The sequence below is a fragment of the Rhizobium sp. BK212 genome, from assembly GCF_014197475.1.
Taxonomy (GTDB): Bacteria; Pseudomonadota; Alphaproteobacteria; order Rhizobiales; family Rhizobiaceae; genus Rhizobium; species Rhizobium anhuiense.
Map to the genome: position 1 here is coordinate 283,991 of NZ_JACIFS010000001.1, position 25,488 is coordinate 309,478.

The window sequence follows — 25,488 nt, forward strand, 5'->3', positions numbered from 1 at the left end:
AAAGAATGCCGCGCGGCCAATTGCGGCCGCGCGGCAGTCGCCGGGAGATTTACTTTGCCGACTCGATGACCTTGATTGCGTCCGCCTGCGTGTATTCCACATTGGCGACGCCGCCGGCCTGGGTATTGGCGAGGTTGGTTTCGAGATTGTCCTGGTCGATGCGCAGGAAGGGCACGACGAGGTCCTTCTTCACCTCTTTGCCGTCGAGGATCTGCTGCGCCACCCAGAATGCGAGCGTCGAGACGCCGGGCGCGATCGACACAGACATGGTCTCGTAGCCCTTCGCGTCCTTCTGCTCCTTCCACCATTTCAGCTCGTCTTCGCGGTTGCCCATGATGATGATCGGCATCTTCCGATCGGTCGCGGCAATCGCCTGTGCGGCGCCATAACCGTCGCCGCCCTGCGTCACCACGCCGGCGATGTCGGGCAGGCTCGGCAGAATGCCGGCAACAGCCTTCTGCGCCACGTCCTGCGCCCAGTCGCCGTGAACGGAGCCAACAATCTTGAACTGCGGGAATTGCTTGACGCCCTCGTGAATGCCGGCCGAGATCTCGTCATCGACGAAGACACCGGCAAGGCCGCGGATCTCGAGCAGGTTGCCGCCGTCCGGAATCTTCTTCGACAGGTACTCGACTTCGCTGCGGCCCATTTCCTTGAAGTTGACGGCGATCCGCCAGGCGCAGGGTTCGGTCACGATGCCGTCGAAGGAAACGACGGTGATGCCGGCGTCGCAGGCTTCCTTGACCGCACCGTTCAGCGCCGTCGGCGAGGCGGCGTTCAGCACGATGGCGTCATAGCCCTGCAGGATCATGTTCTGGATCTGCGCGGCCTGCTCCGTCGCCTGGTTCTCGGCGGTGGTGAAGGGGTCGGCTGCGGCAACGGTGCCGGCCTTCACGGCCTCGCCCGTCACCTTGCCCCAGCTCGTCAGCATGGCCTGGCGCCACGAGTTGCCGGCATAGTTGTTGGAAAGGGCGATTTTCTTGGCCGACGTGTCGGCAAAGGCGGAAACGGGCATCGCGGCGCAAGCAATAGCGGCCGATGCCAGAAGCATCTTGCGGATTGTCATGTCTTCCTCCCTGATGATCGCGCCGGCGGCGGATCGCTTCACTCCTGCCGGCCCAATCGGGCCCGAGTGAAAATTGTTCTTGCACTGAGCTTCCTCCTCTCAGTAAGGGCAGGATGCGGGAGATCGACCGGCCTGTACAGTGGCAAGGCGGCAAGTCGTTTGCGGGTTTTGCGCAACAAGCTGCGGGTTTACGCAAGACGGCGGCCCTTCCGCGGGCGCTTACTGGGAAGGGATCGCTGCGGGTCGAGGAGCCTGCTGCCATCTCGGGGAGGAACTGACGATGCTGCATCTTTCACCCGCAGTCATGTTCGACCACTATCTCGGCATTTCCCGGCTGCTCGCGGGCCAGCTCGACTTCCGCTCGGCTATCCGTTCCGTCGCCGCCGAGGTCGCCCATATCATCCCGCACGACCATCTCGATGTCTGCGTGCTGCTGGAGGGCGGCAATTACCACACGGCCTACGAGACGGGGATCGAGACCGCCTGGGGCGATCTGGCCGGCGCGCCCGTCGTCAACAGCCCCATCCGCTCGCTGCTCCGGGGCGAGGTGGACTTTCTGCTGGCGGACGACGCCATGACGGATCCGCGTTTCCACTTCGAGGGTGCGTTCAAGCGGCCGATCGTCGAACAATCGCTGAGGAGCCGCCTGCATGTGCCGATGAAGGTGCAGGGCACGATCATCGCGGCACTGTCCTGTTCGTCGCACCGGGCGGGCGTCTATACGATGGAGGATATTGAACGCGCCCGCATCATCGCCGACCTGCTGACGCCCTATTTCTTCGCGCTGCAGGCGGCCGAGCAGGCGCAACGCTCGGCCATCGTCGAGGCCGAAGCCCGCGCCCGCGAGGAGGGATTGCGGCAAGGTGCGCTGAAGCTTACCGAAGCCCTGGAGCAGGAACGCCAACGCATCGGCATGGACCTGCACGACCAGACGCTTGCCGACCTGACGCGGCTTGCCCGGCGGATCGATCGGCTGTCGCGCAACGGCGAAGTGGCGTCCGAGGCACTGGAGCCCGTTTCCCGTTCGCTCCAGCATTGCATGCAGGATCTGCGGCAGATCATCGAGCAGGCGAAACCCTCGGTGCTCCAGCTCTTCGGCCTCGCCCAGGCGATCGAGCATCATCTCGACCGGTCGACCCGCGACACCGGATCGGCCATCGAATGGGGCCTCGTCGACGAGACCCACGGCGCGTTGGAACGACTGGAGCCGACCGTCAGCGTCGCGCTGTTTCGCATCGCCCAGGAAGCGATCAACAATGCGGTGCGCCATGCAGCTCCGCTCACCGTCACGGTGCGGCTCGAGGCCGACGACGAACGGCTGTCGATCGAAATCTTTGACGACGGAACCGGGCTCGCCAAGGCGCGGGGACGGATCGGCGGCGGCATCGACAATATGAAGACCCGGGCGCGGCTGATTTCGGCGCGCTTCACCACCGGGCCTGGCCACAACAATCGCGGCACCGTGGTGCGTGTCGTGCTGCCGCTTGGCCCACATGACCCGGCGAACGGGCCAAACTGAGGAGAAGGGCACGATGAAAGTTCTGATCGTCGAGGACGACCCGCTGCACCGGTCCTATCTGCACGAGGCCGTCAACGCGGCCCTGCCGGAATGCGACACGGTGATCGAGGCGGAGAACGGAACCGTCGGCGAGAAGCTCGCCCGCGACCACAAGTCTGCGCATATCGTCATGGACCTGCAGATGGCGAACCGCAACGGCATCGAGGCGGCGCGCACCATCTGGAAGGAGCGGCCGGAGACCCGCATCCTGTTCTGGTCGAATTATTCGGACGAAGCCTATGTGCGCGGCGTCTCGCGCATCGTGCCGGATGGCGCCGCCTATGGCTATGTGCTGAAGTCCGCCTCCGACGAACGGCTGAAGCTTGCGCTGCGCTCGATCTTCATCGAGAGCCAATGCGTCATCGACCGCGAGGTGCGGGGCCTGCAGCAGAAGAGCCTCGGCCAGACGAACGGCTTCACCGACTCCGAATATGAGATCCTCGTTGATATCGCGCTCGGCCTCACCGACCGGGCCATCGCCAAACGCCGGGGTCTGTCGCTGCGCAGCGTCCAGAACCGCCTGCAACAGCTCTACGACAAGCTCGACGTCTACCAGAGCGCCGGCGACGACCACGAGGACGGCCGCTTCAATCTGCGCGCCCGCGCCGTCACCGTCGCTTTCCTGCGCAAACTGCTGAATTACAGCGCGCTGGAGCGGGCGGAGGCAGAGCTGCAGGAGTGGCTTGACGGAAAGTAGTGTCCCCGCGGCGTCTGCCTTTCACGGCGCATGCGCCAGCGCGATCGCGTCGGCAGCTTCCTCGCAACGATCCACAAGCGTGCTGGTTGCAACGCGAATATGACTGCTGGGCAGGACGGAGAATTTGCTGCCCGGATTGACGGCGATATTGCGTGCGGCGAGCGTCACCATCGCGAATGGTTCGGAGACGACGGGCACCCACAGGCACAGGCCCTGGCCTGGGGGTATCGCCATTCCCCGTTCGCAGAGTGCGTCGGCAAGAGCGTCGCGCCTCTGCTGATAGATCGCGCGCGCCTCGCCGATGAGGCGCCAGGTTGCCGGATCGCGCAACAGCCAGGCGGCGGCACTCTGCAGGATGCGGCTGGTCCAGCCGGCGCTGAAGGAACGGTAGGACTGGATCTGGTCGACGATCGGCGCGGAGCTCGACAGGACGGCGAGCCGCAGATCCGGACCGAGGCTTTTCGAGAGTGAGACGATATGGATCGTCCGCTCCGCAAATCGGCCGCCGAGCGAATGCGGAGGTGCCGCCGACACGTCGCCGACGCCGTCGTCCTCGATGACAAGCGTGTCGCTGCCTTCCAGCACATCTCCGAGCTGATGGAGGCGGGATGCACTGACCGTCGTGCCGGTCACGGAATGCAGCCGCGGCTGGAACAGGAAGGCCGCCGGACGTTGCTGCAACGCCTCGCGCAGCGAATCCGGCAAGGGGCCGTCGCTGTCGCAGGCGACGGGGATGATTTTTACCCCGAGATCTTCCAGGATATCGAGCAGCCGCATCGCGGTCGGATGTTCGATCGCGACTGACGAACCCGGAGAGACCAGCGCATGCAATACCGTATAGACGGCGTTGTAGCCGCCATTGGTGGCCAGAAAGGCTTGCGCCTCATGGGGCCATCGCACAGAAACGGCGTCCTTCAGCTCCGGCACGATACGACTGCGCTCATAGCTGTTGAGGTCGGCGGCTGACGCGCCATAGGCCATGGCTTCGGAAAGGCGGGGAAGAAGTGCAGCATCCGGCCCGGCCAAGGTGAGGTCGAGCACACCTGCGGCATAATTTCCCGAGCTCGCAAGACGCTCCGGCCTGGCGACAAAGCGGTCGCCGCTGACCCAGGTGCCGTTTCGCCCCCGGCCGCTGATAATTTTCTGTCGCCGCAATTCACTCCAGGCCTGGGAGATCGTCGCCGGGCTGACACGCAATTCGTAGGCGATATCGCGGATCGCCGGCATGCGCGTGCCGACCGGCAGGGCACCGGCGCGGATCAGCGCACTCGTTTCGAGGGCGATCCCCCGGATGCTGCGATCGGCTATTTTTTCGGCAAACCAGGAAGCCTCGACCGTGTCGCCCATTTTTCTCTCACTTTAAATGTTCAATAACGTAATAACATTTGTACTCACCATTTTGAACATTTAATTTCCCGCTCGTCGAGCCATTTCAGTGAGTTTTTGCATTGCCTGTGACGCTTCGCATCGCCCTCAGAGACTGGGATTACATGACGCCGCTTGTTCTCGGAGATGTCAGTTCGTCCCGTCTCGACATCAAAGTGGATCGCGTCGGCACGCTGGTCTCCAGCCTTGGCGATGACGAGGCTCATGACGCCGCGGAAATGTCCTTCAGCCGCTATTCGCAGATGCGTCATGACGGCGATGATCGGATATTCGGCATGCCGAACTTCATCATGCGCGGCTTCCGCCATCGCTGCATCATCACCGCCAAGGGCAGCCCGATCCGCACGCTGTCCGATTTGGCCGGCAAGAAGATCGGCGTGACTGGCTGGCGCGATTCCGGAAATACATGGACCCGGGCCGCGCTGCGCCGCGAAGGCGTCGGAGTCGAGGATGCCATGTGGTATGCCGGACGCCTGACGGAGGCCCATCCGATCGCCGACCGGCTCGATGGCTTTGGACGGCCCGGCCGCATCGAGGCGGCCCCCGGCGAGCGCCCGATGGTCGATCTCTTGCTGGATGGCGGGCTGGATGCCGTCTTCACGCCTTTCATGCCGAAGGGTTTTTTCGATCAGGAATCGCCCCTGCGCCAGGTGCTGGATGATTTCCGCGCCGCTGAAGTCGCCTACTTCCACGAGGTCGGTTACGTCCCGGGCATGCATCTGATCGGCTTCAAGGCTGATATCGTCAGGGAGCATCCCTGGATCATGGATGAACTCAGCGGGCTGATCGACGAGTCCCAGCGTCTCTGGCTGGAGAAGCGTGAGAAATATGCCGACACCACGCCCTGGATGATCGACGAATTGCGCCGCTGCGCGGCCGACCTGCCGCCAAGCTGGAACGTCAGCGGGTTTGCCGAGAACGAGGCGATGATCGCCGACTTTGCCGAGGAACTTTACGAACAGAAGATCATGCCGCGCCGTTTGACGCCGGCCGAGCTGTTTCCGTGGCACGCCAAGGTCCGGTGAACGAGGCCAGCGAAACTCCTCACAGGCCTCGACGTTGAATCACTATTTTCGCAAAACCAAAAAGGGGAATGACATGCATTCGAAACTGATCGCTTCCGCCGCCCTGATGGGCTTGATGATGACGACGTCGGTCTTCGCCGAGGAGTCCGCCGTTGCCAAGCAGACCGTCAACGACGCGCTTCGCGCCCGCCTGCCGGAGAAGATCCGCACGGACGGCAAGATGATCTCCGTCAACAACGGTTCCTTTCCTCCCTATGAGATCGTCACCGGCACGGAACTGACCGGCGCCAGCGCCGATCTGACCGATGCGATCGGCCAGATGCTCGGCGTCACGATCGAGCACGAAACCGTCAGCGGACTGACCGCATTGCTCGCCGGCATCAATTCCGGCCGATACCAGTTCGCCTTCGGCCCGATCGGTGACTTCAAGACCCGTGAAGAGGCCAATGACTTCGTCGACTGGGTTCAGGAATACGTGGTCTTCTCCGTCCAGAAAGGCAATCCGAAGGCCATCGCTTCGCTCGACAGCGCCTGCGGCAATCGCATCGCCGTCATGGCCGGCGGCTCCGCCGAAAAGGTGATCCAGGCTCAGGTCGAAAAGTGCAAGACGGCGGGCAAACCCGCGCCCGAAGTGCAGTCCTATACGGACCAGCCGAGCTCGATCCTGGCGGTCCGCTCCAAACGCGCCGATGCCTTCTTCTCGTCGCAGGCACCATTGACCTATTTCGTGTCTCAGGCAAACGGCCAGCTGGAACTGAGCGGCGTCGGCCAGAAGAACGGCTTCGACGATCTCTACCAGGGTGCCGTCGTGCCGAAAGGCTCGCCGCTCGGCCCCGTTCTGCTCGACTCGATCAAGGCGTTGATGGATAACGGCACCTATGCCGCCATCATGAAGAAGTGGGGTCTTGAGAACAACATGATCAAGCAGCCCGGCCTCAATCTTGGTGGAGCCCTGCCGAAATGAGCAATCACGGCGTGACTGCCGCATCGCCTTCGGGCGGTGCGGACTTCCGGGATGTTGCCCACGCCCACAAGCCCTTTCGAACGGGTCGGCTCGTCCTATGGATGGCCGTGCTCCTCATTGCCGCGAACTTCCTGTGGATCGTCGCCCATAACGAGAATTTCGGCTGGCCCGTCGTCGCGGCCTACTTCTTCGATCCGACTGTCATCAGTGGCCTCTACGTCAGCCTGGGCCTGACTGTGATCGCAATGGCCATCGGCATCGTTCTCGGCCTCGGGCTGGCGATCGCCCGGCTGTCGAACGACCGGCTCGCAAGGTCGCTGGCATCGCTGTTCATCTGGTTCTTTCGCGGCACGCCGCTCTTGGTGCAGCTGATCTTCTGGTACAATCTCTCGACCCTTTTTCCCGAACTTTCGATCGCCATTCCATTCGGCCCGACGCTGGCGAGCTGGGAGACGAACTCGGTGATCACGCCGATGACGGCGGCGATCGTCGGTCTTGCCTTGAACGAAGCGGCCTATATGGCCGAGATCATTCGCGGCGGCCTGCTCTCGGTCGATCGCGGCCAGTTCGAGACGGCGGAAGCCTTCGGCATGACCAAGGGCAGGGCGCTGTGGCGGATCATCATTCCGCAGGCGATGCGCTCGATCGTGCCGCCGACGGGCAACCAGCTGATCAGCATGATCAAGGCGACCTCGCTCGTCAGCGTCATCGCCATGGCCGATCTGCTCTATTCCGTCCAGTCGATCTACAATCGCACCTTCGAGATCGTGCCGATGCTGCTCGTCGCGGTCCTCTGGTACCTGTTCATCACCTCGATCCTCAATCTCGGCCAGAGCTATATCGAGGCCTATTACGGCCGTAGCGAACGGCGCAACAATGCCGTCACCGCCAAATCTGAGACCCTTGTCGAGGAGGCAAGCCATTGACCGCCGCCGCGATTGCAAAGCCGCTCGTCAGAGCCCGCAACGTCCACAAGTCCTTCGACCAGCTCGAAGTGTTGAAGGGGATCGACCTCGACGTCATGCCGGGTGAAGTGGTCGTCGTGCTCGGCCCGTCCGGCTCGGGAAAATCGACCTTCCTGCGCTGCATCAACCATCTCGAAGCGATCAATAAGGGGTTCATCGAAGTCGATGGCGAACAGATCGGCTATCGCCTGCGCAAGGACCGGCTGGAAAAGCTGTCCAGCAACAGGATCGCTCATCAGCGGCGCAAGATCGGCATGGTGTTCCAGCAGTTCAATCTCTATCCGCATATGACGGTGCTGCAGAACATCATCGAGGCCCCGGTCGGCGTGCACGGAGAAAGCCGCAAGGCCGCGACCGAGAACGCCATGCGGCTTTTGGAGCGGGTCGGCCTGGCGGAAAAGGCGGGGAGCTATCCCCGCCAGCTCTCCGGCGGTCAGCAGCAGCGCGTCGCCATCGCCCGCGCCCTTGCGATCAAGCCGAAGCTGATGCTGTTCGACGAACCCACCTCTGCGCTCGACCCGGAGCTCGTCGGCGAAGTCCTGTCCACCATGCGCGATCTCGCCAAACAGGGCCTGACCATGATCGTCGTTACCCACGAGATCGGTTTCGCCCGCGAGGCGGCCGATCGGGTGGTGTTCATGGACGGCGGCAATGTCGTCGAGATGGGCAACCCCGAGGATGTCATCGGCAATCCGCAACATCCCCGGACCCAGGCCTTTCTCGCCCGTTTTCTCTGAGCGATATCAGTCGGTTGCTTCGACCCTCGGGCCGGATCAACGGTTCTTTCGATCAATACTGGATGTTTTCATGCCCACGCTCGACAATGCCTATGCCCGCCTTTCCGATTTCGAAGCCATGGAAGCGGAGTTGAAGGCGACCCGCCAGTACCTGCATGCCCATCCGGAACTCTCCTTCGAAGAGGCGGAAACGGCGCGTTATGTCGCGGAAAAGCTGGAAGGCTGGGGTTATGATGTGACCCGCAATGTCGGTGGCCATGGCGTCGTCGCGCGGCTCAGCGCCGGCCGGGGTAACAAGGGCATCGCCATTCGCGCCGATATGGATGCATTGCCGATCATCGAGGCAACCGGACTTCCCTATGCCAGCAGCACGCCAGGCAAGATGCATGCCTGCGGCCATGACGGCCACACCACCGTGCTGCTTGGGGCCGCCGAATATCTTGCCCGCACCCGTCGCTTCAACGGCACGGTGACGCTGATTTTCCAGCCGGCAGAAGAGGCGGGCAAGAATAGCGGCGCCCAGGCGATGATCGCCGACGGCCTGTTCGAGCGGTTTCCGTTCGACGCCATCTTTGGCCTGCACAACCACCCCGGCGCTCCTGAAGGCACCATCCTGCTGCGATCCGGCCCGATGATGGCGGCGTCCGATACCGTCGAGATTACCATCAAGGGCAAAGGCGGCCATGCCTCACGGCCGCACCTGACCATCGATCCGGTGGTCGTGGCGTGCAACCTCGTCGTCTCGCTGCAGACGGTCATCTCGCGCAACCTCGATCCAACCCAGACGGCGGTCATCACCGTCGGCACCATCCATGCCGGCGATGCCGTCAACGTCATTCCGGAATATGCCAAGCTCGCCTTGAGCGTGCGCTCCTTCGAGCCTGGCATTCGCGATCTCTTACAGGAGCGCATCACCAAGCTTGCCCACTCGGTGGCCGAGGGTCACGGTGCTTCGATCGACATCGACTATGATCGCGGCAATCCTGTCGTCGTCAACTCGCCTGCCGAGACGGATTTTGCCCGCATCGTCGCTGGAGAATTGATCGGCGAAGACAAGGTCGCGACCTGCCCGCTCATTCCCGGCAGCGAGGATTTTTCACACTTTCTCGAGCACAAGCCGGGCAGCTTCCTGCGCCTCGGCAACGGCATGAATTCCGCCATTCTGCATAGCCCCAAATATGACTTCGCCGATGCCAGCCTGACGGTCGGTGCGGCAATGTGGGCAAGGCTCGCGGAGCGTTACCTCCGGGACGACACCTGAAATCCCGGATGCCCAGCTTTTACGGCGTCCCATTTGGAGCTTGCACTTTTTTGTAGCGCGAAAGGATTTCCTAGTCCCTTTTCATGCGAGAACTTCCCTTCAGGATCTCTCGTCGCAATCCAGGATGCGCAGCATGATTGCCAACTATCACGACGCCGGACTCGACTTGTCCTGCGATCTCGAATTTTACGCCCTGATGGCGGAAAGCTTCGAACGAAGCGTGGGACGCCGCCTGGCGCCGGAGGGCCAAGGGGCCGAATGGCTTTACCACACGTCGCCGGCCGTGGTCCTTGCTCACAACACCGAAGCCGATCCACGCTTCATCTACGCCAACCGTGCGGCCCAGGCCTGCTTTGAATATTCATGGGACGAGTTCATCACTTTGCCGTCGCGTCTTTCCGCAGAGGCGCCGGACCGTGCGGAGCGCGAGAGATTGCTGAATGTCGTGGCAGCCAACGGCTTTATCGCCGACTACCGCGGACTTCGCATCGCCAAGTCAGGGCGGCGTTTCTATATCGAGAAAGCCATCGTCTGGAATCTCGTCGACCGCAACGGACGCCGTCACGGTCAGGCGGCAACGTTCGATTCCTGGCAGGACGAGCAGGTGAGCTGAGCGCTGGTGGTGTTCGACCAGGTTCCTCAACGCCGGCATTCCGTCGCTGTTGGCAGCTGACAATAGCGGACAAGGGACGGTGGCGGCTGGGCAATGCGATGTCGTATATCGCTGAGAGTTAGACAAGCATTGGATAACAGTGCGTTTGTCCAGGATAAGCTTGCCTCGCCAGTTATCGGGAGGCATGGTCTGTCCCTGAACAACGGAATCACGACGCTGCGGGCGAAGCCCTTGGCCATGCTCGGAAGCTCGCGGCACATCGTAGACATGGCTGGCTAATGTTTTCCTTTCTGCACAGTTCGGACCTTCATATTGGCAAGCGATTTGGCAATCTTCCGGAGGATTTGAGAGGGCGCCTGCGTGAGGCCCGGCATGGCGTGATCACCAGGCTTGCCAATGCGGCGCGAGAGCATGGGGCGGGCGTTGTCCTGCTGGCGGGCGATACATTCGATACCGAGACGCCGACACCCGCCGTGCTTCGGCAGGCGCTTGGCGAGATGGCCCGGAATACGCCGCTGCGCTGGGTCCTGCTTCCGGGCAATCACGATTCGCTGCTGGCGGACCAGCTCTGGAGCGCGGCGCGCGGCGTGTTGCCCGACAATGTCATTCTGGCGACGGAAGCAGCACCCCTTGCGCTTGGACCTGACGCCGTCCTGCTGCCGGCGCCTTGCACGACCAGGAGGCCGGGCCGCGACCTGACCGAATGGATGACGGGTGCCGCCACGCCGGACGGCGCTATCCGCATCGGCCTCGCCCATGGCCCTATCCAGGAATTTTCGGAGGATGCCACGGCCACGAACGTGATTGCGCCGAACCGCGCGGCGCTGGCCGGCCTCGACTATATGGCGCTTGGCGATTGGCACGGATCGGTAACGGTGGACGCCAGAACATACTACAGCGGCGCTCCCGAGCCGGACCGTTTCAAGCATGACCGGCCAGGGCAGGCGATGGTCGTTTCCATTGCCGGACAGGGGGCGATGCCGACAACGACGGCGGTGACGACCGCCAGCTTTTCCTGGCAGACATTGCACCTTCCTCTGCTGGCATCGGAAGACGGTGTTGAAGCGCTGAAGGCCGCATTGCCGGAACCGTTCGCGCGGCGACAAACCCTGTTGCGCGTCGCGCTGTCTGGCCGTGCCCGGTTGAACGGGCGGACGGCAATGATCAGCCTGCTGGAGCAGGTCGCGCCGGAATTTGCACATCTGGAGATCGATACCGACCTCCTAGGGACCGATTGCGAGAGCGATGATCTCGAGACTATCGACCGAGCCGGTGCGCTGCGCGATGCTGCGGACTTGCTGCTTGCCGAGAGCCTCGACGAGGCCCGTTCCGGCGACGACAGGGCCGTGGCGCGTCAAGCATTGATCCGGCTGTTTTCTTATTGCGAGGCGATCGATCGATGAAACTGACCGCCCTTCGCCTCCACAATGTCAAACGCTTTGCCGGCCGCGGCATATCAGTCGAAGGAATCACCGACGGCGTCAATGTGCTGAGCGCCGCCAACGAACATGGCAAATCAACCTGTTTCGAGGCGCTGCATGCCCTGTTTTTCCAGCCGCACAGCGGCACGCCAAAGAACGTGCAGATGCTGCGTCCCTATAGCGGCGGCAATCCGATCGTCGAGGCCGATATCACGATCGACGCCGGCCGCTACCGCCTGACCAAGCAATTCTATGGCGGACGGCGCGCCAGCGTCACCGATCTCGGCAGCGGTCGGCTCGTCGCCCAGGCCGACGAAGCCGAGGCTTTCATCGGCGATCTCATTTCCGGCGGAACGTCGGGTCCGGCAGGTCTGCTCTGGGTGCGCCAGGGTGTCACTGGCATCGAAAATCGCAGCAAGAGCGAGGAAGAGAACGACAAGCGGGTCCGCGAAAGCCTGCTGTCGTCGGTGCAGGGCGAAGTGGAGGCGCTGACCGGCGGACGGCGCATGTCGGCGGTGCTTGAAGCCTGTGAGGAAGAACTCAATCGCCTGGTCACCGCGACGCTCCGGCCGAAGACCGGAGGCCGCTTTGCCGCCGCTCTCGAGGAGCGTGACCGGCTGCAGGAGGAGGAGGCGCGGCTGGCCAAGGAGGTGGAGATGCTGCACGGCGCGCTCGACCGCCGCCGCTCAGTGCAGGCGAGACTGAACGAGCTGGAAAATCCGGACGAGGAGGCCGGCCGGAAGGCGGCGATTGCCAATGCCGAGGCGGTGCTTGAAGCCGCCAAGCTGCACGAGAGGGAACTCAAGGCGCTCGATGCCGAGGCTGCCTTGGCCGCCAGCCGCCGCGAGGAGGCGCAGCAGGCATATGAGCGCTTCCAGGCCGCATTGAACCGCAGCGGCGAACTCGCGCGGCGTTTCGCCTTGGCGGAGAACGAGCTTTCCAGTGCAGCCGAGCGACGCACGGCATCGCTAGTTGAAAGCGAGGCCGCAACGGCGGAGGTGCAGGCGGCCGAAGAAGACGAGCGGGTCAACCGCGAATTACTCGCGCGGCTGGAGGCGGCGCTGCGTTCGCGCCACGCCGCCGAGCGTCTGGCCGAGGTTCGTCTGCGTCTCGAACAGGCGGAAGCGGCGCGGCAGCAGATCGAGGACGGGGAGGCGGCGCATGCCTTGCTCGCCATTCCAGCCGATGGGATCGAACGGCTCGAAGCGCTGGATCTCAAGATCGTTGGCCTGCGCGCAGCCGCCGAAGTCGACCTTCCCACGCTCCGGATCGACTACCTGAAAGACGCCTCCGGATCGGTGAGCATGGACCACCAGCCTTTGCCTGGGGGCGAGGATAAAAGCTTTGCCGGAATGGCGAGGCTCGACATAGCAGGCGTCGGCACCCTGACCATTCATTCCAGCCGGCAGGTTGAGCAGGACGGAGCGCTGGAGACCGCGCAATCCGCCCGCCAAACATTGCTTGCCAAGCTCGGTGTCGACAGTCTGCTCGCGGCGCGGCAGCGCGACATTGCCGCGCGGAGCAAACACGAGGAGCTGGTGCGGGCGCGCCAGCGGCTCGCCGATCTCGCCCCGAAGGGCATCGACGCCCTTCACCTCGACGCCGCCCGATTTGCCGAACTCAGCCAGGGTCCGATCGAACTCGACGCCGACCCGGAAGAGGTGCGCGCCCGTCTCGCGGATGCGACGCGGCGCATCGAACTGGCGCGGAACCGGGCGCGGGAGGCATCGGTGATGCGCACCGAGGCCGGCGAGGCGATATTGCGCGCGCAGACAGAGCACGCCAGGCTTGGTCAGGAACTCGAGGCCATCGAGGCGATCATCGGTCCCGAAGCCGGCCGAAATGCCGTGCAACAGGACCTTGCCGTAAAATTGTCCAGCGCCAAAGAGCGGTTCGATGCGGTCGAGCTCCGGGCCGGACCCTTGCGCCGGACAGCGCGGGACCTCGCAGGCGCAGAGGCCGCCCTTGCCCGGGCGCGCTCGGTTGCCGACGCCGCAGGACGCGAAATTGCCAGGCTTCGCGAGGAGCTTGCCGATCTCGGCGGTCAGATCCGCACCCGCTCGGACAGCGCGGTGGAAGAAAACTGGTTGGAAAGCCGGGATTTGCTTGCAGCGGCGCGCGAGCAGGTGAAGCGTTTCGAGATGGAGGTCGGCGTGCTCGATCGCCTGCGCAAGGCGCTGACGGCGACGCGGGCGGCGGCGCGCGACCTCTATCTCAAGCCGGTCATGAACGAACTCGCCCCGCTGCTCGGCCTGCTGTTCGACGATATCTCGATCACCTTCGACGGCGACACGCTGCTACCGCAGATCGTGCGCCGCAACGGCCAGGACGAGGATGTCGATCGGTTGAGCGGCGGCATGCGGGAGCAGCTCTCGGTGCTGACCCGCCTTGCATTCGCCCGGCTGCTTGCCCGCGACGGCCGGCCGGCGCCTGTCATCCTCGACGATGCGCTTGTTTATTCCGACGACGACCGGATCGAGCGGATGTTCGATGCGCTGCACCGCCAATCGCGCGACCAGCAGATCCTCGTCTTCTCCTGTCGCCAACGCGCCTTCGCCAAGCTTGGCGGAAACGTGCTGACCATGCAGCCATGGCAGCCGGATTGATCGAGATCGATGCTCAGGTAACGCCGACGCGTCGCTCAAGCCACAGATAGGCGGCAGCCGTCCAGGAAAAGCCGAGGCCACCGCAGCCTTGGCCGGTGACCGGGTCGAAATATTCGGCAAAACCTTCCGTTTCGATCGCTGTGATCGTGGATCGCCGCAGCCTTTCGGCGACAGCCGTGTGGCCGTTGCGCTTCAATCCGTCGATCAGAAGCCAGTTGATGATTGCCCAGGCGGGACCGCGCCAGTAACGCTTCGGCTCCCAGCTGGCGATGCCCGGCTTCGTCGTCGGAAAGGCGACCTTGAGATCCTTCGACCAGGCCTTCATTTCCGCAACCAGCGCGTCGGCAATCTGCTTGTCGAGATCCAGTGAGAGGAGGGGGATGAAACCGGCTTGCGTCGCCGCTTCGACATCTTCTCCCGAGATCAAGTCTTGCGAGACGAAGCGCGCGAGGTCCGGCCGCCATTGGGCCATGATCGCCTTGCGAGTGCGGTTGTTGAAGGCAGCGGTCTCGATCGCGTCCTCGGTCCGGTCGAACAGCCGGGCAAGGTGCTCGAGGTCTTCGCCGGCCTTGAGCAGGATAGCGGTCGTCTGGATCTCGGCGACCTTGAAGGACGCCTTTTCCCATTGTTTCGCCGGATCCCAGCCGCAGGCGGCATAGGTATCGACCAGATGAATGAAGCGGCGGTAATCCTCGTCACGCGGACGCATGTCGGCATCGACATGGCCGGTATCCTTGCGCACGACAGGGGTATCGGTGGTGGTGGGTACACGAGCGAGCGCGATGTCCCAGGCGGGAGAATTGTCGCTGCCGCTTTCCCAGGGATGCAGCAGCGCGACCAAGCCGGTGCCATCGGGATCGCGGGCGGAATACCACCAGCGGTGCCATTTCAGCGCCGCTTCGTAAAGTGGCAGGGTACGGGCTTCGGCACCCTTGCCGGCGGCTTCATGCAGCTTGCGCAGTGCGATCGCGAAGACCGGCGGCTGGGTTATGCCGGAGGTCGCGATCGTGTGCTTCGTGCGCCAGACATCCGGTCCAGGAAAATAGGTTTCGCTTGGGGCGTGGAAGACGATATGCGGGATCATCCCGTCCGCCCACTGGCCCTCGACCAGCCGCTCCAGCTCGCGATAGGCGCGGTCGGTGTCGTAGAGCGCGAAGCCCATGGCGACGAAGGCGGAATCCCAGTTCCACTGGAAAGGGTAGAGCCGGTCGGTCGGCACCGTATAGCCGCCGCGATCGTTGGCGGCGAGGATGCGCTTGGCTTGGTCGACATGCATGTTCATTTCGAGAACTCCGGTATTCTCAGGCCAAGACGGCCGGAAACGACTTGCCGCTTTCGGGCGAAAGCCAGGTGATGCGCTTCTGGTCGAGCTTCAGGCCAATCGTCTCGCCGCTCTTCACGGTTTCCGAGGCCGGCAGGATGACGCGGACCGGCTGATCGTGGATCGAACCGGTCAGAAGCAGATGCGAGCCCATCGGCTCGGCAACGCGCACTCTCATTTCGAGACCCTGCGGCAACGGCGCGAGTTCGACGGCCTCGCCACGCAGGCCAAGGATGACTTCATTGCCGGATTCCCCAGGCGCTGCAAACTGCTCGGACCCTGCCGCCACCTGGCCGTTCGAAACCGGCACCTTGATGAAGTTCATCGGCGGATTGCCGATAAAACCGCCGACAAAACGTGTTGCCGGGTGATTGTAGATCTCGACCGGATGGCCGACCTGTTCGACCACGCCGCCATGCATGACGGCGATGCGGTCGGAAAGGCCCATGGCTTCCGTCTGGTCGTGGGTGACGTAGATCGTCGTCGTCCCCGCCGATTGCAGCACGGTCTTGAGTTCCGTGCGCATTTCGAGGCGGAGCAGCGCATCGAGGTTCGAAAGCGGCTCGTCCATCAGGAGAACCTTCGGTTCGACGGCAAGGGCACGAGCGACCGCGACGCGCTGGCGCTGGCCGCCGGAAAGCTTGTTCGGGTAGCGGTCGAGATATTGCTCGATATGCAACAGGCCGGCGGCCATTTCGACCTGCGCCTTCACCCTGGTGTCGTCGGCCTTCTGCATCCGCAGCCCGAAGGCGACGTTCTCATAGACCGTCATATGCGGAAAGACGGCGTAGTTCTGGAAGACCATCGCCAGGCCGCGATCCTTAGGCGGTAGACCGATCACCGACTTGTCGCCGATACGGACATCGCCTGATGTTGCGGTCTCGAGGCCGGCGATGATGCGCAGCAGCGTGGTCTTGCCGCAGCCGGACGGACCGAGCAGCGAGACGAATTCGCCGTCGTTGATCGTCAGCGAGACCTCTTTCAGCGCCTGGAAGGCTCCGAAGCTTTTGCGGATGCGGTCGATGACAATATTGGCCATGTCGATGGTCCCGTTATTTGGAGGAAATGCCCCAGATCGCGAAGAGGTAACGCCTGACCGCGAAGATGAAGACAACCGAGGGAAGGATGAGCATCAGGCCGCCGGCAAAGCGGTAGTGCATCGGGCTTTCCGACAGCACCGTCAGCAGGTAGGCGGTCAGCGTGCGGTTGCGCACCGTCAGCACCGACGCGGCAAAGACCTCGTTCCACGAGATGACGAAGGCAAAGACCGCTGTCGCGACGATGCCGGGCAAAGCCAGGGGCGCGACCACCTTGAAGAAGGCCTGGATGCGGGTGCAGCCGAACACCCAGGCGGCTTCTTCCAACTCTCTGGGCACGCCGAGGAAAATGCCCTGGGTGACGAGCGCGGCGAACGGAAGCGCCAGGACCGTATGGATGAGGCCGACGCCGACGATCGTATCGTAAAGGCCGAGCCGGATGAAGGAGACGGTCAGCGGCAGCGCCAGGATTGCCAGCGGGAAGGCGCGGGTCAGCAGCACCAGAAGGCGGTAACTGTCCTTGCCGCGGAAATCGTAGCGGGCGAGGGCGTAACCGGCCGGCGCGCCGAGCAGGATCGAAAGCGCCACCGTGATGCCGGCCGCACCAAGCGAGTTGAGAAAGGACTGGACGACGCCTTCGGTCTTCAGGAAGAGAAAAAAGGGCTCGAGGGATAGACCGGTGGGAAGGCCGGTCTTCGGCCAGACATAGACGCCCTGGCGACCGCCGAGTGCGCCGAGCGCCACCAGATAGATCGGCACCAGCACCCAGGCGCAGAGTGCGGCAATGCCGCTCCAGAGCAGCCAGCGGCGTGAAGAGATGAAGCCGGCGGCTTTGGGTGTGTCTGCGGCCGCGCTGATGGTGTCCGTGGTCATGGCAGGCGCTCCGGATCGACCTTCAAGGCCTTCAGATAGATGAGCGTGGCGGCGAGCGAGATGATCATGATCAGCACCGCATAGGCGGCAGCGACGCTGTAGTTCTGGTTCTGGTTCTGCCAGTTGTAGGCCTCGCCGACGAGGACCGGGAAATTGCGCCCGCCGAGCGCATAGACCACCGCGAAGACCTCGAAGGCGAGCACGGTGCGCAGGATCAGCGCCGATTGCAGGGCGGGGCGGATCAGCGGCAGGGTGATGCGCCAGAAGCGCGTCCACGGACCAGCCCCGAAGATTTCGGCGGCTTCTTTGAATTCCTTTGGCACCTGGTTCAGGCCGGCGACGATGATGACCATGACGATGGCCGTGCCGCGCCAGATTTCGGCAACCGCAATGGCGATGAAGAGCGCGACCGGCGTCTGGTAGGAAAGCCAGCTTGCCTGCCTGCCGATGATGCCGAGGCCGAAGAGCAGCGAATTCAGATAGCCGGTATTCTGCAGGATCGACAGCCAGACGAGACCGGCGGCGAGATCGGAAATGCCGAGCGGGATTGTCCAGATCCAGAGGATCGTCTCGCGGCCGCGGCCGACTTTGGCGACCATCGTGCCCATGGCAAGCGCAATGGCGATCTGCACCGGCACGACCGCGATCGTCAGCAGGAAGGTGTTCCTCACGGAGCGGGTGAAATTGATGTCGGTGACCATGCGCTCGGCATTCGCCAGCGACGGCGCGCCATTGTCCGAAACCGCCAGCCAGATCGTCTGCACCAGCGGCACGACGAACAGCAGCGCCAGAAAGGCGACGGATGGCAGGATCAGCAGATAGGGGATCCAGGGTCGGCTATTGGTCATCGGCTTCCGCCTCGACGAGCAGAGGGTTGAAAGAGCGCCCGGGCATTTCGCCCGGACGCGTCTCGGGCGGATTTATTCGACCGGGCAGGGGCCGTCGCTCTTGGCATCGGGCGCCCAGCAGGCAGCCTTTGTGTCGGTCATCAGCTTGGCCATGGTGGCGCCCTGGGCTTTCAGCACGTCTGCAACGGGCTCGTTCTGCAGCACGATGCGCTGAAAACTGTCCATGTAGACCTTGTTGAATTCGCCGCCCTTGTCGCCGAGGCCGACCGGCAGCAGCGAGATGATGGCGTCCTTGGAAGCCTGGGTGGCCGCGACCGCCCCGGCGAGCAGCGCGACGCCGGCATCGAGATCCGGCGGCAGCTTGACGCTGAGGGTCGGGAAGAAGCCGACCTTGGAGGCGGTCAGCAACTGCGTCTCCGGCATGGAAAGGTGCTCGATGATTTTTTCTGCGCCGGCCTTGTCAGGCGCGCCCTTCGGAATGGCGAGACCTGCAACGACTGGCATGTAGCCGCGGCCCTTGGGACCGGCGGGAGCGGGGAAGACCACATAATCATCCGGTGCGGCGGAAATGGCATTCTTCAGCCGGGCGATATGGTCCCAGGCGACCATGACTTCGCCGGCAGCCAGCGGCTCCTGCATGAAGTCGTAGCTGGTCGAGTTCGGTGTCACATAGGTCCATAGCGCCTTCAGCTTCTCCCAGCCGGCCGCGGCGTCCGCACTTTGGAAGGTGCGCACGACACCCCCTGTGAAGGATGGATAGAAGTAGCCCTGGAAGTAACGCGCCATCAGCCCCTTCGGGCCGGCCGGGAAGCCGATCTGCGGCTGGCCGGTCGCCTCCTGCATATTCTTGCCCCACGCGATCAGCTGATCGTAGCTCAGCGCGTTTACGTCGGCGCCATCAGGCAGGTATTGCAGCGCTTCCTTTTTGGCGGCCATCACATAGGTCGCCTGCATCCACGGAATGTACTGCTGGGTGGACTTGCCGAGCTTGCCGAGATCGAGCAGCGACTGCGGCATGCCGCTCGCTGCCAGCTTCGTGGCGAGATCGTCGAGCGGTTCGAGCGTGTCCTTGTCGGCGAGCGGCGAAAGCTCGCCATGCAGCGCGCCGACGAGGCTGACGGTGCGCTTGCCGGCCTGGCGCTCGGCTTCCATGCGGACAGCAAACTGCGGCGGCTCTTCGACCACGTAATCAACCGTGCCGACGTCCTTCAGGAGTTCCTCGCGCACGACCGTCGCCTCCTCGATCGGGCGAAGCTGGGTGGACACGAACACCGTCTGGGCAAGCACTGGCGAGGCGAAGGCCAGCACGGTGGAAGCCAGAATTCCAAATGACATGATATGTTTCATCTTCTCCTCCTTCATTGTTTTTGTTTGAGATGCACTGCTGTCTATGCCGCCTTCAGGGGACGGCGATGGCTGTCGCGATCGACGAATTCGATCGCGTGAAGCTCCTGGAGTTCTTCGGCGGGTTCCCCGGCAATGGCGCGCAACAGCAGCGAGGCGAAGCTCGCGCCGAGATTTTCGCCGGTCATGCGCATGGTCGAGAGCGGCGGACTGGTAAAGGCGCCCATCGGCAGGTCATCATGGCCGACGATGCTGATCTGATTGCCGCCATCGACCTCGCGCAGCGCCCTCAGCGCCCCGATCGCCATTTCGTCGGTGGCGCAGACGAGCGCGGTCGGACGCGACGGCTGGCGCAGTAGTTCGAGCGCCGCGAGATAACCGCCCTGTTCCAACGGCGCACCTTCGGCGCAGAGGTCGGTGGCTAGGCCGCATTCCTCCATCGCCGCCCGCCAGCCACGGCAGCGGTCATGTGCGAAATAATATTCCTGCGGGCCGGCGATATGGCCGATACGGCGGTGGCCGGTGGCATGAAAACGCAGCGTCGCGGCCCGAAAACCGGCAAAGCCGTCACCGTCGATAAACGGATGCGGCAGCAGGCTTTCGGTGCGGCCGTTGGTAACGAAGGGAATACCGCGCGACTGCAGGAATTCGACGCGCTCGTCCTTCCGCTTGGTGCGGACGAGAAGCATGGCGTCGACGCGCCGGCCATCGACGAAGCGGCGGCAGATATCGAGTTCGCTCTCGCCGCGCGGCACCGGCGCAATCACCAGATTGAGGCCGGCAGCAGCAAGATGTTCGGCGCAGCCCGACAACATATCGAGGAAATGCGGAGGGCCGATATGGCCGGGATCACTCGGCAGCGTGACGGCGACCAGTTCGGCGCGCTGCCTGCGCAGACGGCGGGCCGAAGCATTCGGCCGGTAACCAACCTTGTCGGCAGCCTCGCGGACCCGCTCGCGCGTGGCCGCCGACACATCAGCATAACCGTCAAGCGCACGCGACACAGTGGTGATCGACAGTCCCAGCGATTGCGCGAGTTGTTTGAGATTGGCCAAGGTCTTCCTCCCGAAGTGAGAAAAAGATTCTCCAAAACGTTTTGGGAGTCAAGCCAAAACGTTTTGGATTTCTGGCGACGTCATGCGTATGATCTTTCCATATGAGCAGAGACGTCACGGAGATATGCAAAGGGCGGGGTCTTCTCAGCGCAGCCTAGGCGGAACCACTATCTTGTGTATCTGGATACGCTCGGGAAGTTCGCACAGTAGTTCTGCGTCCCGTTCCAAATGGTGAACCTGCTGTGGATCGCCTTTCGTAAACGCGGTCATCGATTCCATGTCGGCCCAATACGAAATTGTCGTGAACCACGTCTCATCCTCACGGTCTTCGCGCAGCAGTTGAACGCCAAGCGCTGTCTTTAACAGGGGAGGAATTCCCACTGCCCGGTTGTAGGCTTCATATTCGTCAGCGAATTCCGGCTTCGTGCGGCCGCGCCAGATGCGAGCTATGCTTGGAACATTCGTCATGTCTTTCTCCCGGTGACATCTGACAAGCTGCGGTCGAGGAAATCGCGCACCAGCGGCAGTGCATTCTGGAAGATGGGTCGCCCAAGCGCGACGAAAAGTGTTCCCCGATGCAGCAGGCATAGAAGGCCTGCATTGCGCAGGGACGCAGGCATCGAGTTGATGCTCGCTCAATCAGTGAGCTTGAGTGTCGCCGTAAACTGCGTCCCGTCCTCGCGGTAGTATTCCGCCTCGCCATGCAGTTGATTTACAAAGGCTTTAATCAGCCTTGTCCCCATTCCGGGTTCGTCCGATCGACCGTCGAATCCGATCCCGTTATCTGCGACGGTCAGCCTGGATTGCTCTCCCTCTGTCGCGTGCAGCATGACGCGAATATTTCCGGATTCTCGGCCCTCGAACGCGTATTTCATGCTGTTGGCAATCAACTCGTTGAGCAGGAGGGCAAACGGCGTTGCCTTGTCAGCAGCAATGACGATGTCGTCGATTTCAAAGGCGACGGACACGGCGCGACCATGGACGTCGACCAGCGTCTTGACGAAGGATGGAATGAATTCGCGCGCGGATATCCCGCTAAACTGGTCGAAGCCGTACATCTGCTCGTGAACGGCGGACATCGCAGAAATGCGCTGATTTAGTTTTTGAACGGCTTCCTGCTCAAAACCCTGTAAGCGCAACAGGGCCATCACCGTCTGCAGGTTGTTCTTCACTCGGTGATGTATCTCCCGCATGAGCGTTTCATTTGACCGCAACGCATCCGCAAGCTGCCTGGTGTGCAATGTGTCGACCTTGATGAGATTCTGGATCCACAAAGCGGCTGCCAAAGCTCCGATGAGGGCGAAGGCGATCAACGAAGCCGCAATTTTGGCATCCTCCCAGAAGGGCTGCATGATTACATGGATGTCTGCCGACGCAATGGCCACAAAAGGGGTGCGTTCGAGGATCCGGTATGCGACCAAGCGATCCTCATGGTCGACTGGCGACACGGAGCGGTAGGTGCCTGATGTCGCCTTCCTCATATAGTCGGTAAACAGCTTGTGGTTTCGCATATCGACCGGTCCGTCGGGTTCCGGGTATCGGGCGATAAGTTGCCCGTCGCGTCTGATGAGGCTGACGATCGAGTTCTCGCCTAACGCGACTGCGTCCCATATTGGCCTTAGAATGCTCGCGTCGAAGGCAATCACGGCGACGCCGGCGAACACGCCGTTTCGTTCTAGCCTGCGGCTGAAGACGAATATCTGCCGCTGGCTAAGGCGGCTGATGATCAGCGAAGATGTATATTCGTCGGCACCGTTTCTCAGCCGGACGAAGTAGTCGCGGTCTCTAACGTCGATCGGCTTGATATCGCGATCATTCGAGAAGAGCGTTTTTCCGTCGGCCCCGATGACATAGGCAGTCGCCAGAGGCGGGAGGTCGTTGACGGCAGCGGCAAGATCGCGCAGGCGATCCGGGCCGGGCAAAGATGTGCTCGGCCCCAGAGTATCATCGATCCGGTGCAGGGTCTCACGAGCAAGGGAATTCAACCAGTTCGCGTTGGCTGCAACGATTTTGGAAGCGGCGCTGACACGCTCGTCGCCACGGCGCACAGTTGTCTCGTAGCTGGATACCAGCCAGAGCGACAAGAGGGTGATCAGCGACAGAAACATCAGCGCGATGATCGCGAGCGATGCTTTTCCTACGGAGCCAACATATTTATCGCCACCGATCATCTCTTACGCCAAATTCCATTGTGCGGCGACGGCCAGATGGGGACATTGCAACGCATTCCGAACCATATCCGATAAGCTGATTTCTTACTCTCGAAAATTATGCGGCTCACGCTCCGGCGCTCTCAAGGGTACGACTTAGGATTGTATGTTCACAGTCTTTAGAGAATGACGTGACATCAGGTCAATCTCACTGCTTTCGAAAAGGAGTCAGAATGGTGGAGAAAACCTTTCATACGCGAAGCTCGGCTTCCGGCGTCCATTCGATCAAAATCTAATCAACCTCGTAACCTGATCTGAAAGTCGGTTTGGTAGGGAGCATGGACAGCGGCTCAGCAACAATAACACCTCTGCGAGAGCCTTCAGCCCCTCTTGACCCCGGATGGCGGGATTTCCGCGCCAGGACCATCCGATACCCGACACTACGCTGATACCAAGGTCATTCTGAATCGGATTAGAAATGCGAAAAAGAATACATGTGAGTCAATTGCGGGTGGGAATGTATGTCGAGGATGTTGAAATTCATGGAGAAGATACGACACGCCGGTTCAAACCGTTCCTGATCTCATCGGCCGGTCAGGTTGAGAGCTTGATGGCACGTCGCCTGATGACTGTCGTCATTGACGTCAGAAAAGGCTCGGATGTCGAACCAGGTGGGCCACAGGAAATCGATCGGGTTGCGTTTGACGCCCAGCTCCGCGCCGTGTTTTCGGCGCGGGAAATCAAGCAGGCGAGACAATGCGTAGAGGATACGAGACCGCAAATTCGCCACATGCTGGCTGACGCCAGGATCAAAGCCACTTTTGCCAGTGATGCGGCAAGCTCTGCTGTGGAGAGGATCATGTCTGCAGCCCTCGACAACGCCGGTGCACTCATCGCAATCGCGAGGCTGAAGGACAAGGATGAGTTGACGTTCCTCCACTCGCTGGCGGTTAGCGCGTTGATGATCACTCTCGGGCGCGGCCTCGGTCATGGTGAAGAGGAGGTACGGGTACTGGGACTTGGCGGCCTGGTTCATGATCTTGGAAAAATGGCGCTCCCCGACGAAATTTTAACGAAACCCGGCAAGCTGACGGCTGAGGAAATGAGTCTCGTTCGCGGGCATCCTCAGCGGGGATATGAGCTGGTTTCTCATGTCGCCGATGTGCCCAAGCAGGTGCTCGACATTTGCCGCCATCACCACGAGAAATTCGACGGCTCCGGCTATCCTAGTCGGCTCGCGGGAAAGAATATCCCATACGTAGCCCGGCTCGCGGCCATCTGCGACGTGTATGAAGCCCTGACGACAATCAGGCCGTATAAGCGCGCTTTCTCACAAGCTGAGGCGATCAACATCATGATGAATTCGCCAGGTCATTTTGACAGCCAGCTGCTATCCGCGTTCGTGTCAAAAATGGTGATCAGCGGCACGCTTCACTAAGCATGTCGCGAAAAGGTGCCGCGGTGGCCCATCCGTCCAATTGCCAGAGTTGACCGAGAGGTCGGCCTTAGCGTTTGCCGATCGACGGACTAAACACCATGAGGCTCAGAATTTCGAAGAGCACCTGTGCTGCGGCGTGGGCCGTGTTGGTCGTTGCGTCATATTGCGGGGCGACTTCGACGACGTCCCCACCCACCAGGTTGATCCCTTTCAGCCCGCGTATCAGTTCCAGGACTTCACGCGTGGTCAATCCACCGACCTCGGGCGTGCCCGTGCCGGGCGCAAAGCTCGGATCAAGGCTGTCGACGTCGAAAGAAAGATAAGTCGGGCCATCGCCGACGATGGATTTTGCCTTGGCAATGACAGCGGCAATCCCCATTCCGCTGATGTCTTCTGCGTGGATCACCGTCATTCCCGACGCATAGGAGAATTCCCACAAATATTCCGCCGAACCCCGGATGCCGATCTGGATCGTCCTTGTCGGATCGAGCACGCCGTCCAGCACCGCATTGCGGAACGGTCCGCCGTGATGAAACTTCGTCTGATCGAAGGCGCCGCTTGTGTCGCAATGGGCATCGATGTGAATGAGGCCGACCGGTTGCTGCCGACCGATGGCCTTCAAAATCGGTTGGCTGATGGAATGATCGCCTCCGACGGAAAGCGGGGCAACGCCGGCATCGACGATCTGGCCGACGCGTTTTTCGATGTCGTCGTGGCTGAGCTCCAGCCGGTAACGGCTCTGGAACGGCACGTCGCCAATGTCGGCGACCCGAAGATCGAAGACCGGCGCCGTGGCGAGAACGTGATTGTAGGGGCCGATCCTTTCGATAGCGCGAAGCGCTCTCGGTCCGAAGCGCGAGCCTGGACGATTGGTGACGCCAAGATCCATGGGGATGCCGGTGATCGCAACCTGGAGATTGCCGAAGTCCGGATCCTCGGCCGCAACCTGCATGTAAGGCGCGCTGAGGAAAGTCGGTATTCCGGCATAGGGCGCCAGTCTCGTGCCGTTCTTGGAGATGATCTTCTCCGCCACTTTCCGAAACTTCTCGTCGAAGATCTCGCCGCCATTGGCGTCCGCAAATTCTGCCCGCAGTTGTTCCAGCCGCGTTTTGTCCCACACCAT

General features: G+C 62.1%; 22 protein-coding genes. 11 read left to right on the top strand and 11 right to left on the bottom strand.

Annotated elements, in window-relative coordinates; genetic code table 11:
* Positions 1-49 precede the first annotated feature (49 nt).
* The gene (locus tag FHT79_RS01355) at positions 50-1,066 is read right to left on the bottom strand and encodes an ABC transporter substrate-binding protein (protein WP_063475766.1); all 1,017 of its coding nucleotides are present in this window, start codon (positions 1,064-1,066) and stop codon (positions 50-52) included.
* Positions 1,067-1,346: 280 nt separating this feature from the next.
* Between FHT79_RS01355 and FHT79_RS01360 the strand changes: the two genes are divergently transcribed.
* Together FHT79_RS01360 and FHT79_RS01365 are read left to right on the top strand one after the other, a co-directional pair.
* Complete coding sequence (locus FHT79_RS01360) at positions 1,347-2,585, top strand: sensor histidine kinase (protein ID WP_028758885.1); 1,239 nt, start codon at positions 1,347-1,349, stop codon at positions 2,583-2,585.
* Positions 2,586-2,598: 13 nt separating this feature from the next.
* Positions 2,599-3,321: a response regulator transcription factor gene (locus tag FHT79_RS01365; protein ID WP_008536437.1), complete on the top strand. Its 723-nt coding sequence runs from the start codon at positions 2,599-2,601 to the stop codon at positions 3,319-3,321.
* A 21-nt stretch (positions 3,322-3,342) separates the two neighbouring features.
* Here FHT79_RS01365 and FHT79_RS01370 read toward each other — a convergent pair whose 3' ends face one another.
* Positions 3,343-4,668 carry a PLP-dependent aminotransferase family protein gene (locus tag FHT79_RS01370; protein ID WP_183902874.1) on the bottom strand — a complete coding sequence of 442 codons (1,326 nt, stop codon included), beginning with the start codon at positions 4,666-4,668 and terminating at the stop codon, positions 3,343-3,345.
* A gap of 101 nt (positions 4,669-4,769) precedes the next feature.
* Between FHT79_RS01370 and FHT79_RS01375 the strand changes: the two genes are divergently transcribed.
* The 8 genes from FHT79_RS01375 to FHT79_RS01410 all read left to right on the top strand — a co-directional run bounded on the left by FHT79_RS01375 (position 4,770) and on the right by FHT79_RS01410 (position 14,299).
* Positions 4,770-5,732 carry a nitrate ABC transporter substrate-binding protein gene (locus FHT79_RS01375; protein WP_028758887.1) on the top strand — a complete coding sequence of 321 codons (963 nt, stop codon included), beginning with the start codon at positions 4,770-4,772 and terminating at the stop codon, positions 5,730-5,732.
* 73 nt (positions 5,733-5,805) lie between these two features.
* Entirely contained in the window at positions 5,806-6,696 is an 891-nt protein-coding gene (locus FHT79_RS01380) for an ABC transporter substrate-binding protein (protein ID WP_047612092.1), read from the top strand.
* Positions 6,693-7,622 (top strand): amino acid ABC transporter permease, encoded by a 930-nt coding sequence (locus FHT79_RS01385; protein ID WP_097542564.1) that lies wholly within the window; start codon positions 6,693-6,695, stop codon positions 7,620-7,622. The genes FHT79_RS01380 and FHT79_RS01385 overlap by 4 nt, the downstream gene beginning before the upstream one ends.
* The gene (locus FHT79_RS01390) at positions 7,619-8,398 is read left to right on the top strand and encodes an amino acid ABC transporter ATP-binding protein (RefSeq protein ID WP_097542565.1); all 780 of its coding nucleotides are present in this window, start codon (positions 7,619-7,621) and stop codon (positions 8,396-8,398) included. The genes FHT79_RS01385 and FHT79_RS01390 overlap by 4 nt, the downstream gene beginning before the upstream one ends.
* A 70-nt stretch (positions 8,399-8,468) precedes the next feature.
* Positions 8,469-9,659: a M20 aminoacylase family protein gene (locus tag FHT79_RS01395; protein WP_028757909.1), complete on the top strand. Its 1,191-nt coding sequence runs from the start codon at positions 8,469-8,471 to the stop codon at positions 9,657-9,659.
* Positions 9,660-9,792: 133 nt separating this feature from the next.
* A complete protein-coding gene (locus tag FHT79_RS01400; protein WP_028757908.1) occupies positions 9,793-10,272 on the top strand; it encodes an MEKHLA domain-containing protein in 480 nt (159 codons plus the stop codon).
* Between the two features lie 278 nt (positions 10,273-10,550).
* Positions 10,551-11,675: a metallophosphoesterase gene (locus FHT79_RS01405; RefSeq protein ID WP_028757907.1), complete on the top strand. Its 1,125-nt coding sequence runs from the start codon at positions 10,551-10,553 to the stop codon at positions 11,673-11,675.
* The gene (locus FHT79_RS01410) at positions 11,672-14,299 is read left to right on the top strand and encodes an AAA family ATPase (RefSeq protein ID WP_183902875.1); all 2,628 of its coding nucleotides are present in this window, start codon (positions 11,672-11,674) and stop codon (positions 14,297-14,299) included. Before FHT79_RS01405 ends, FHT79_RS01410 begins: the two co-directional genes overlap by 4 nt.
* Before the next feature lie 13 nt (positions 14,300-14,312).
* Here FHT79_RS01410 and FHT79_RS01415 read toward each other — a convergent pair whose 3' ends face one another.
* From FHT79_RS01415 to FHT79_RS01450, 8 genes are all read right to left on the bottom strand, one after another.
* On the bottom strand, positions 14,313-15,581 hold the full coding sequence (locus FHT79_RS01415) for a trehalase family glycosidase (RefSeq protein WP_183902876.1): 1,269 nt from the start codon (positions 15,579-15,581) through the stop codon (positions 14,313-14,315).
* 19 nt (positions 15,582-15,600) lie between these two features.
* Positions 15,601-16,659 carry an ABC transporter ATP-binding protein gene (locus tag FHT79_RS01420; RefSeq protein WP_183902877.1) on the bottom strand — a complete coding sequence of 353 codons (1,059 nt, stop codon included), beginning with the start codon at positions 16,657-16,659 and terminating at the stop codon, positions 15,601-15,603.
* Positions 16,660-16,672: 13 nt separating this feature from the next.
* Positions 16,673-17,530 carry a carbohydrate ABC transporter permease gene (locus FHT79_RS01425; RefSeq protein WP_183902878.1) on the bottom strand — a complete coding sequence of 286 codons (858 nt, stop codon included), beginning with the start codon at positions 17,528-17,530 and terminating at the stop codon, positions 16,673-16,675.
* Positions 17,527-18,378, bottom strand: coding sequence for a sugar ABC transporter permease (locus FHT79_RS01430; RefSeq protein WP_183902879.1), 852 nt, complete (start codon positions 18,376-18,378; stop codon positions 17,527-17,529). Before FHT79_RS01430 ends, FHT79_RS01425 begins: the two co-directional genes overlap by 4 nt.
* 72 nt (positions 18,379-18,450) lie before the next feature.
* On the bottom strand, positions 18,451-19,725 hold the full coding sequence (locus FHT79_RS01435; protein WP_183902880.1) for an ABC transporter substrate-binding protein: 1,275 nt from the start codon (positions 19,723-19,725) through the stop codon (positions 18,451-18,453).
* 41 nt (positions 19,726-19,766) lie between these two features.
* Entirely contained in the window at positions 19,767-20,777 is a 1,011-nt protein-coding gene (locus FHT79_RS01440; protein WP_183902881.1) for a substrate-binding domain-containing protein, read from the bottom strand.
* A gap of 144 nt (positions 20,778-20,921) precedes the next feature.
* Positions 20,922-21,245: a hypothetical protein gene (locus tag FHT79_RS01445; protein ID WP_097542572.1), complete on the bottom strand. Its 324-nt coding sequence runs from the start codon at positions 21,243-21,245 to the stop codon at positions 20,922-20,924.
* Positions 21,246-21,412: 167 nt separating this feature from the next.
* Positions 21,413-22,948, bottom strand: a complete 1,536-nt coding sequence (locus FHT79_RS01450; protein ID WP_097596057.1) for a cache domain-containing protein — start codon at positions 22,946-22,948, stop codon at positions 21,413-21,415.
* Positions 22,949-23,405: 457 nt separating this feature from the next.
* On the opposite strand from FHT79_RS01450, the gene FHT79_RS01455 reads away from it, so the two are divergent.
* A complete protein-coding gene (locus FHT79_RS01455; RefSeq protein ID WP_047614585.1) occupies positions 23,406-24,365 on the top strand; it encodes an HD-GYP domain-containing protein in 960 nt (319 codons plus the stop codon).
* Between the two features lie 67 nt (positions 24,366-24,432).
* Here FHT79_RS01455 and speB read toward each other — a convergent pair whose 3' ends face one another.
* Positions 24,433-25,488, bottom strand: a complete 1,056-nt coding sequence (gene speB, locus FHT79_RS01460) for an agmatinase (RefSeq protein ID WP_097622441.1) — start codon at positions 25,486-25,488, stop codon at positions 24,433-24,435.

What these genes read in the sequence shown, in the direction of transcription:
- FHT79_RS01445 (WP_097542572.1), bottom strand. Translation starts at nt 21,245, where the DNA reads ATGACGAATGTTCCAAGCATAGCTCGCATCTGGCGCGGCCGCACGAAG.
- FHT79_RS01425 (WP_183902878.1), bottom strand. Translation starts at nt 17,530, where the DNA reads ATGACCACGGACACCATCAGCGCGGCCGCAGACACACCCAAAGCCGCC.
- FHT79_RS01420 (WP_183902877.1), bottom strand. Translation starts at nt 16,659, where the DNA reads ATGGCCAATATTGTCATCGACCGCATCCGCAAAAGCTTCGGAGCCTTC.
- FHT79_RS01385 (WP_097542564.1), top strand. Translation starts at nt 6,693, where the DNA reads ATGAGCAATCACGGCGTGACTGCCGCATCGCCTTCGGGCGGTGCGGAC.
- FHT79_RS01410 (WP_183902875.1), top strand. Translation starts at nt 11,672, where the DNA reads ATGAAACTGACCGCCCTTCGCCTCCACAATGTCAAACGCTTTGCCGGC.
- FHT79_RS01415 (WP_183902876.1), bottom strand. Translation starts at nt 15,581, where the DNA reads ATGAACATGCATGTCGACCAAGCCAAGCGCATCCTCGCCGCCAACGAT.
- FHT79_RS01370 (WP_183902874.1), bottom strand. Translation starts at nt 4,668, where the DNA reads ATGGGCGACACGGTCGAGGCTTCCTGGTTTGCCGAAAAAATAGCCGAT.
- FHT79_RS01395 (WP_028757909.1), top strand. Translation starts at nt 8,469, where the DNA reads ATGCCCACGCTCGACAATGCCTATGCCCGCCTTTCCGATTTCGAAGCC.
- FHT79_RS01405 (WP_028757907.1), top strand. Translation starts at nt 10,551, where the DNA reads ATGTTTTCCTTTCTGCACAGTTCGGACCTTCATATTGGCAAGCGATTT.
- FHT79_RS01380 (WP_047612092.1), top strand. Translation starts at nt 5,806, where the DNA reads ATGCATTCGAAACTGATCGCTTCCGCCGCCCTGATGGGCTTGATGATG.
- FHT79_RS01455 (WP_047614585.1), top strand. Translation starts at nt 23,406, where the DNA reads ATGCGAAAAAGAATACATGTGAGTCAATTGCGGGTGGGAATGTATGTC.
- FHT79_RS01360 (WP_028758885.1), top strand. Translation starts at nt 1,347, where the DNA reads ATGCTGCATCTTTCACCCGCAGTCATGTTCGACCACTATCTCGGCATT.
- FHT79_RS01450 (WP_097596057.1), bottom strand. Translation starts at nt 22,948, where the DNA reads ATGATCGGTGGCGATAAATATGTTGGCTCCGTAGGAAAAGCATCGCTC.
- FHT79_RS01430 (WP_183902879.1), bottom strand. Translation starts at nt 18,378, where the DNA reads ATGACCAATAGCCGACCCTGGATCCCCTATCTGCTGATCCTGCCATCC.
- FHT79_RS01435 (WP_183902880.1), bottom strand. Translation starts at nt 19,725, where the DNA reads ATGAAACATATCATGTCATTTGGAATTCTGGCTTCCACCGTGCTGGCC.
- FHT79_RS01365 (WP_008536437.1), top strand. Translation starts at nt 2,599, where the DNA reads ATGAAAGTTCTGATCGTCGAGGACGACCCGCTGCACCGGTCCTATCTG.
- speB (WP_097622441.1), bottom strand. Translation starts at nt 25,488, where the DNA reads ATGGTGTGGGACAAAACGCGGCTGGAACAACTGCGGGCAGAATTTGCG.
- FHT79_RS01355 (WP_063475766.1), bottom strand. Translation starts at nt 1,066, where the DNA reads ATGACAATCCGCAAGATGCTTCTGGCATCGGCCGCTATTGCTTGCGCC.
- FHT79_RS01400 (WP_028757908.1), top strand. Translation starts at nt 9,793, where the DNA reads ATGATTGCCAACTATCACGACGCCGGACTCGACTTGTCCTGCGATCTC.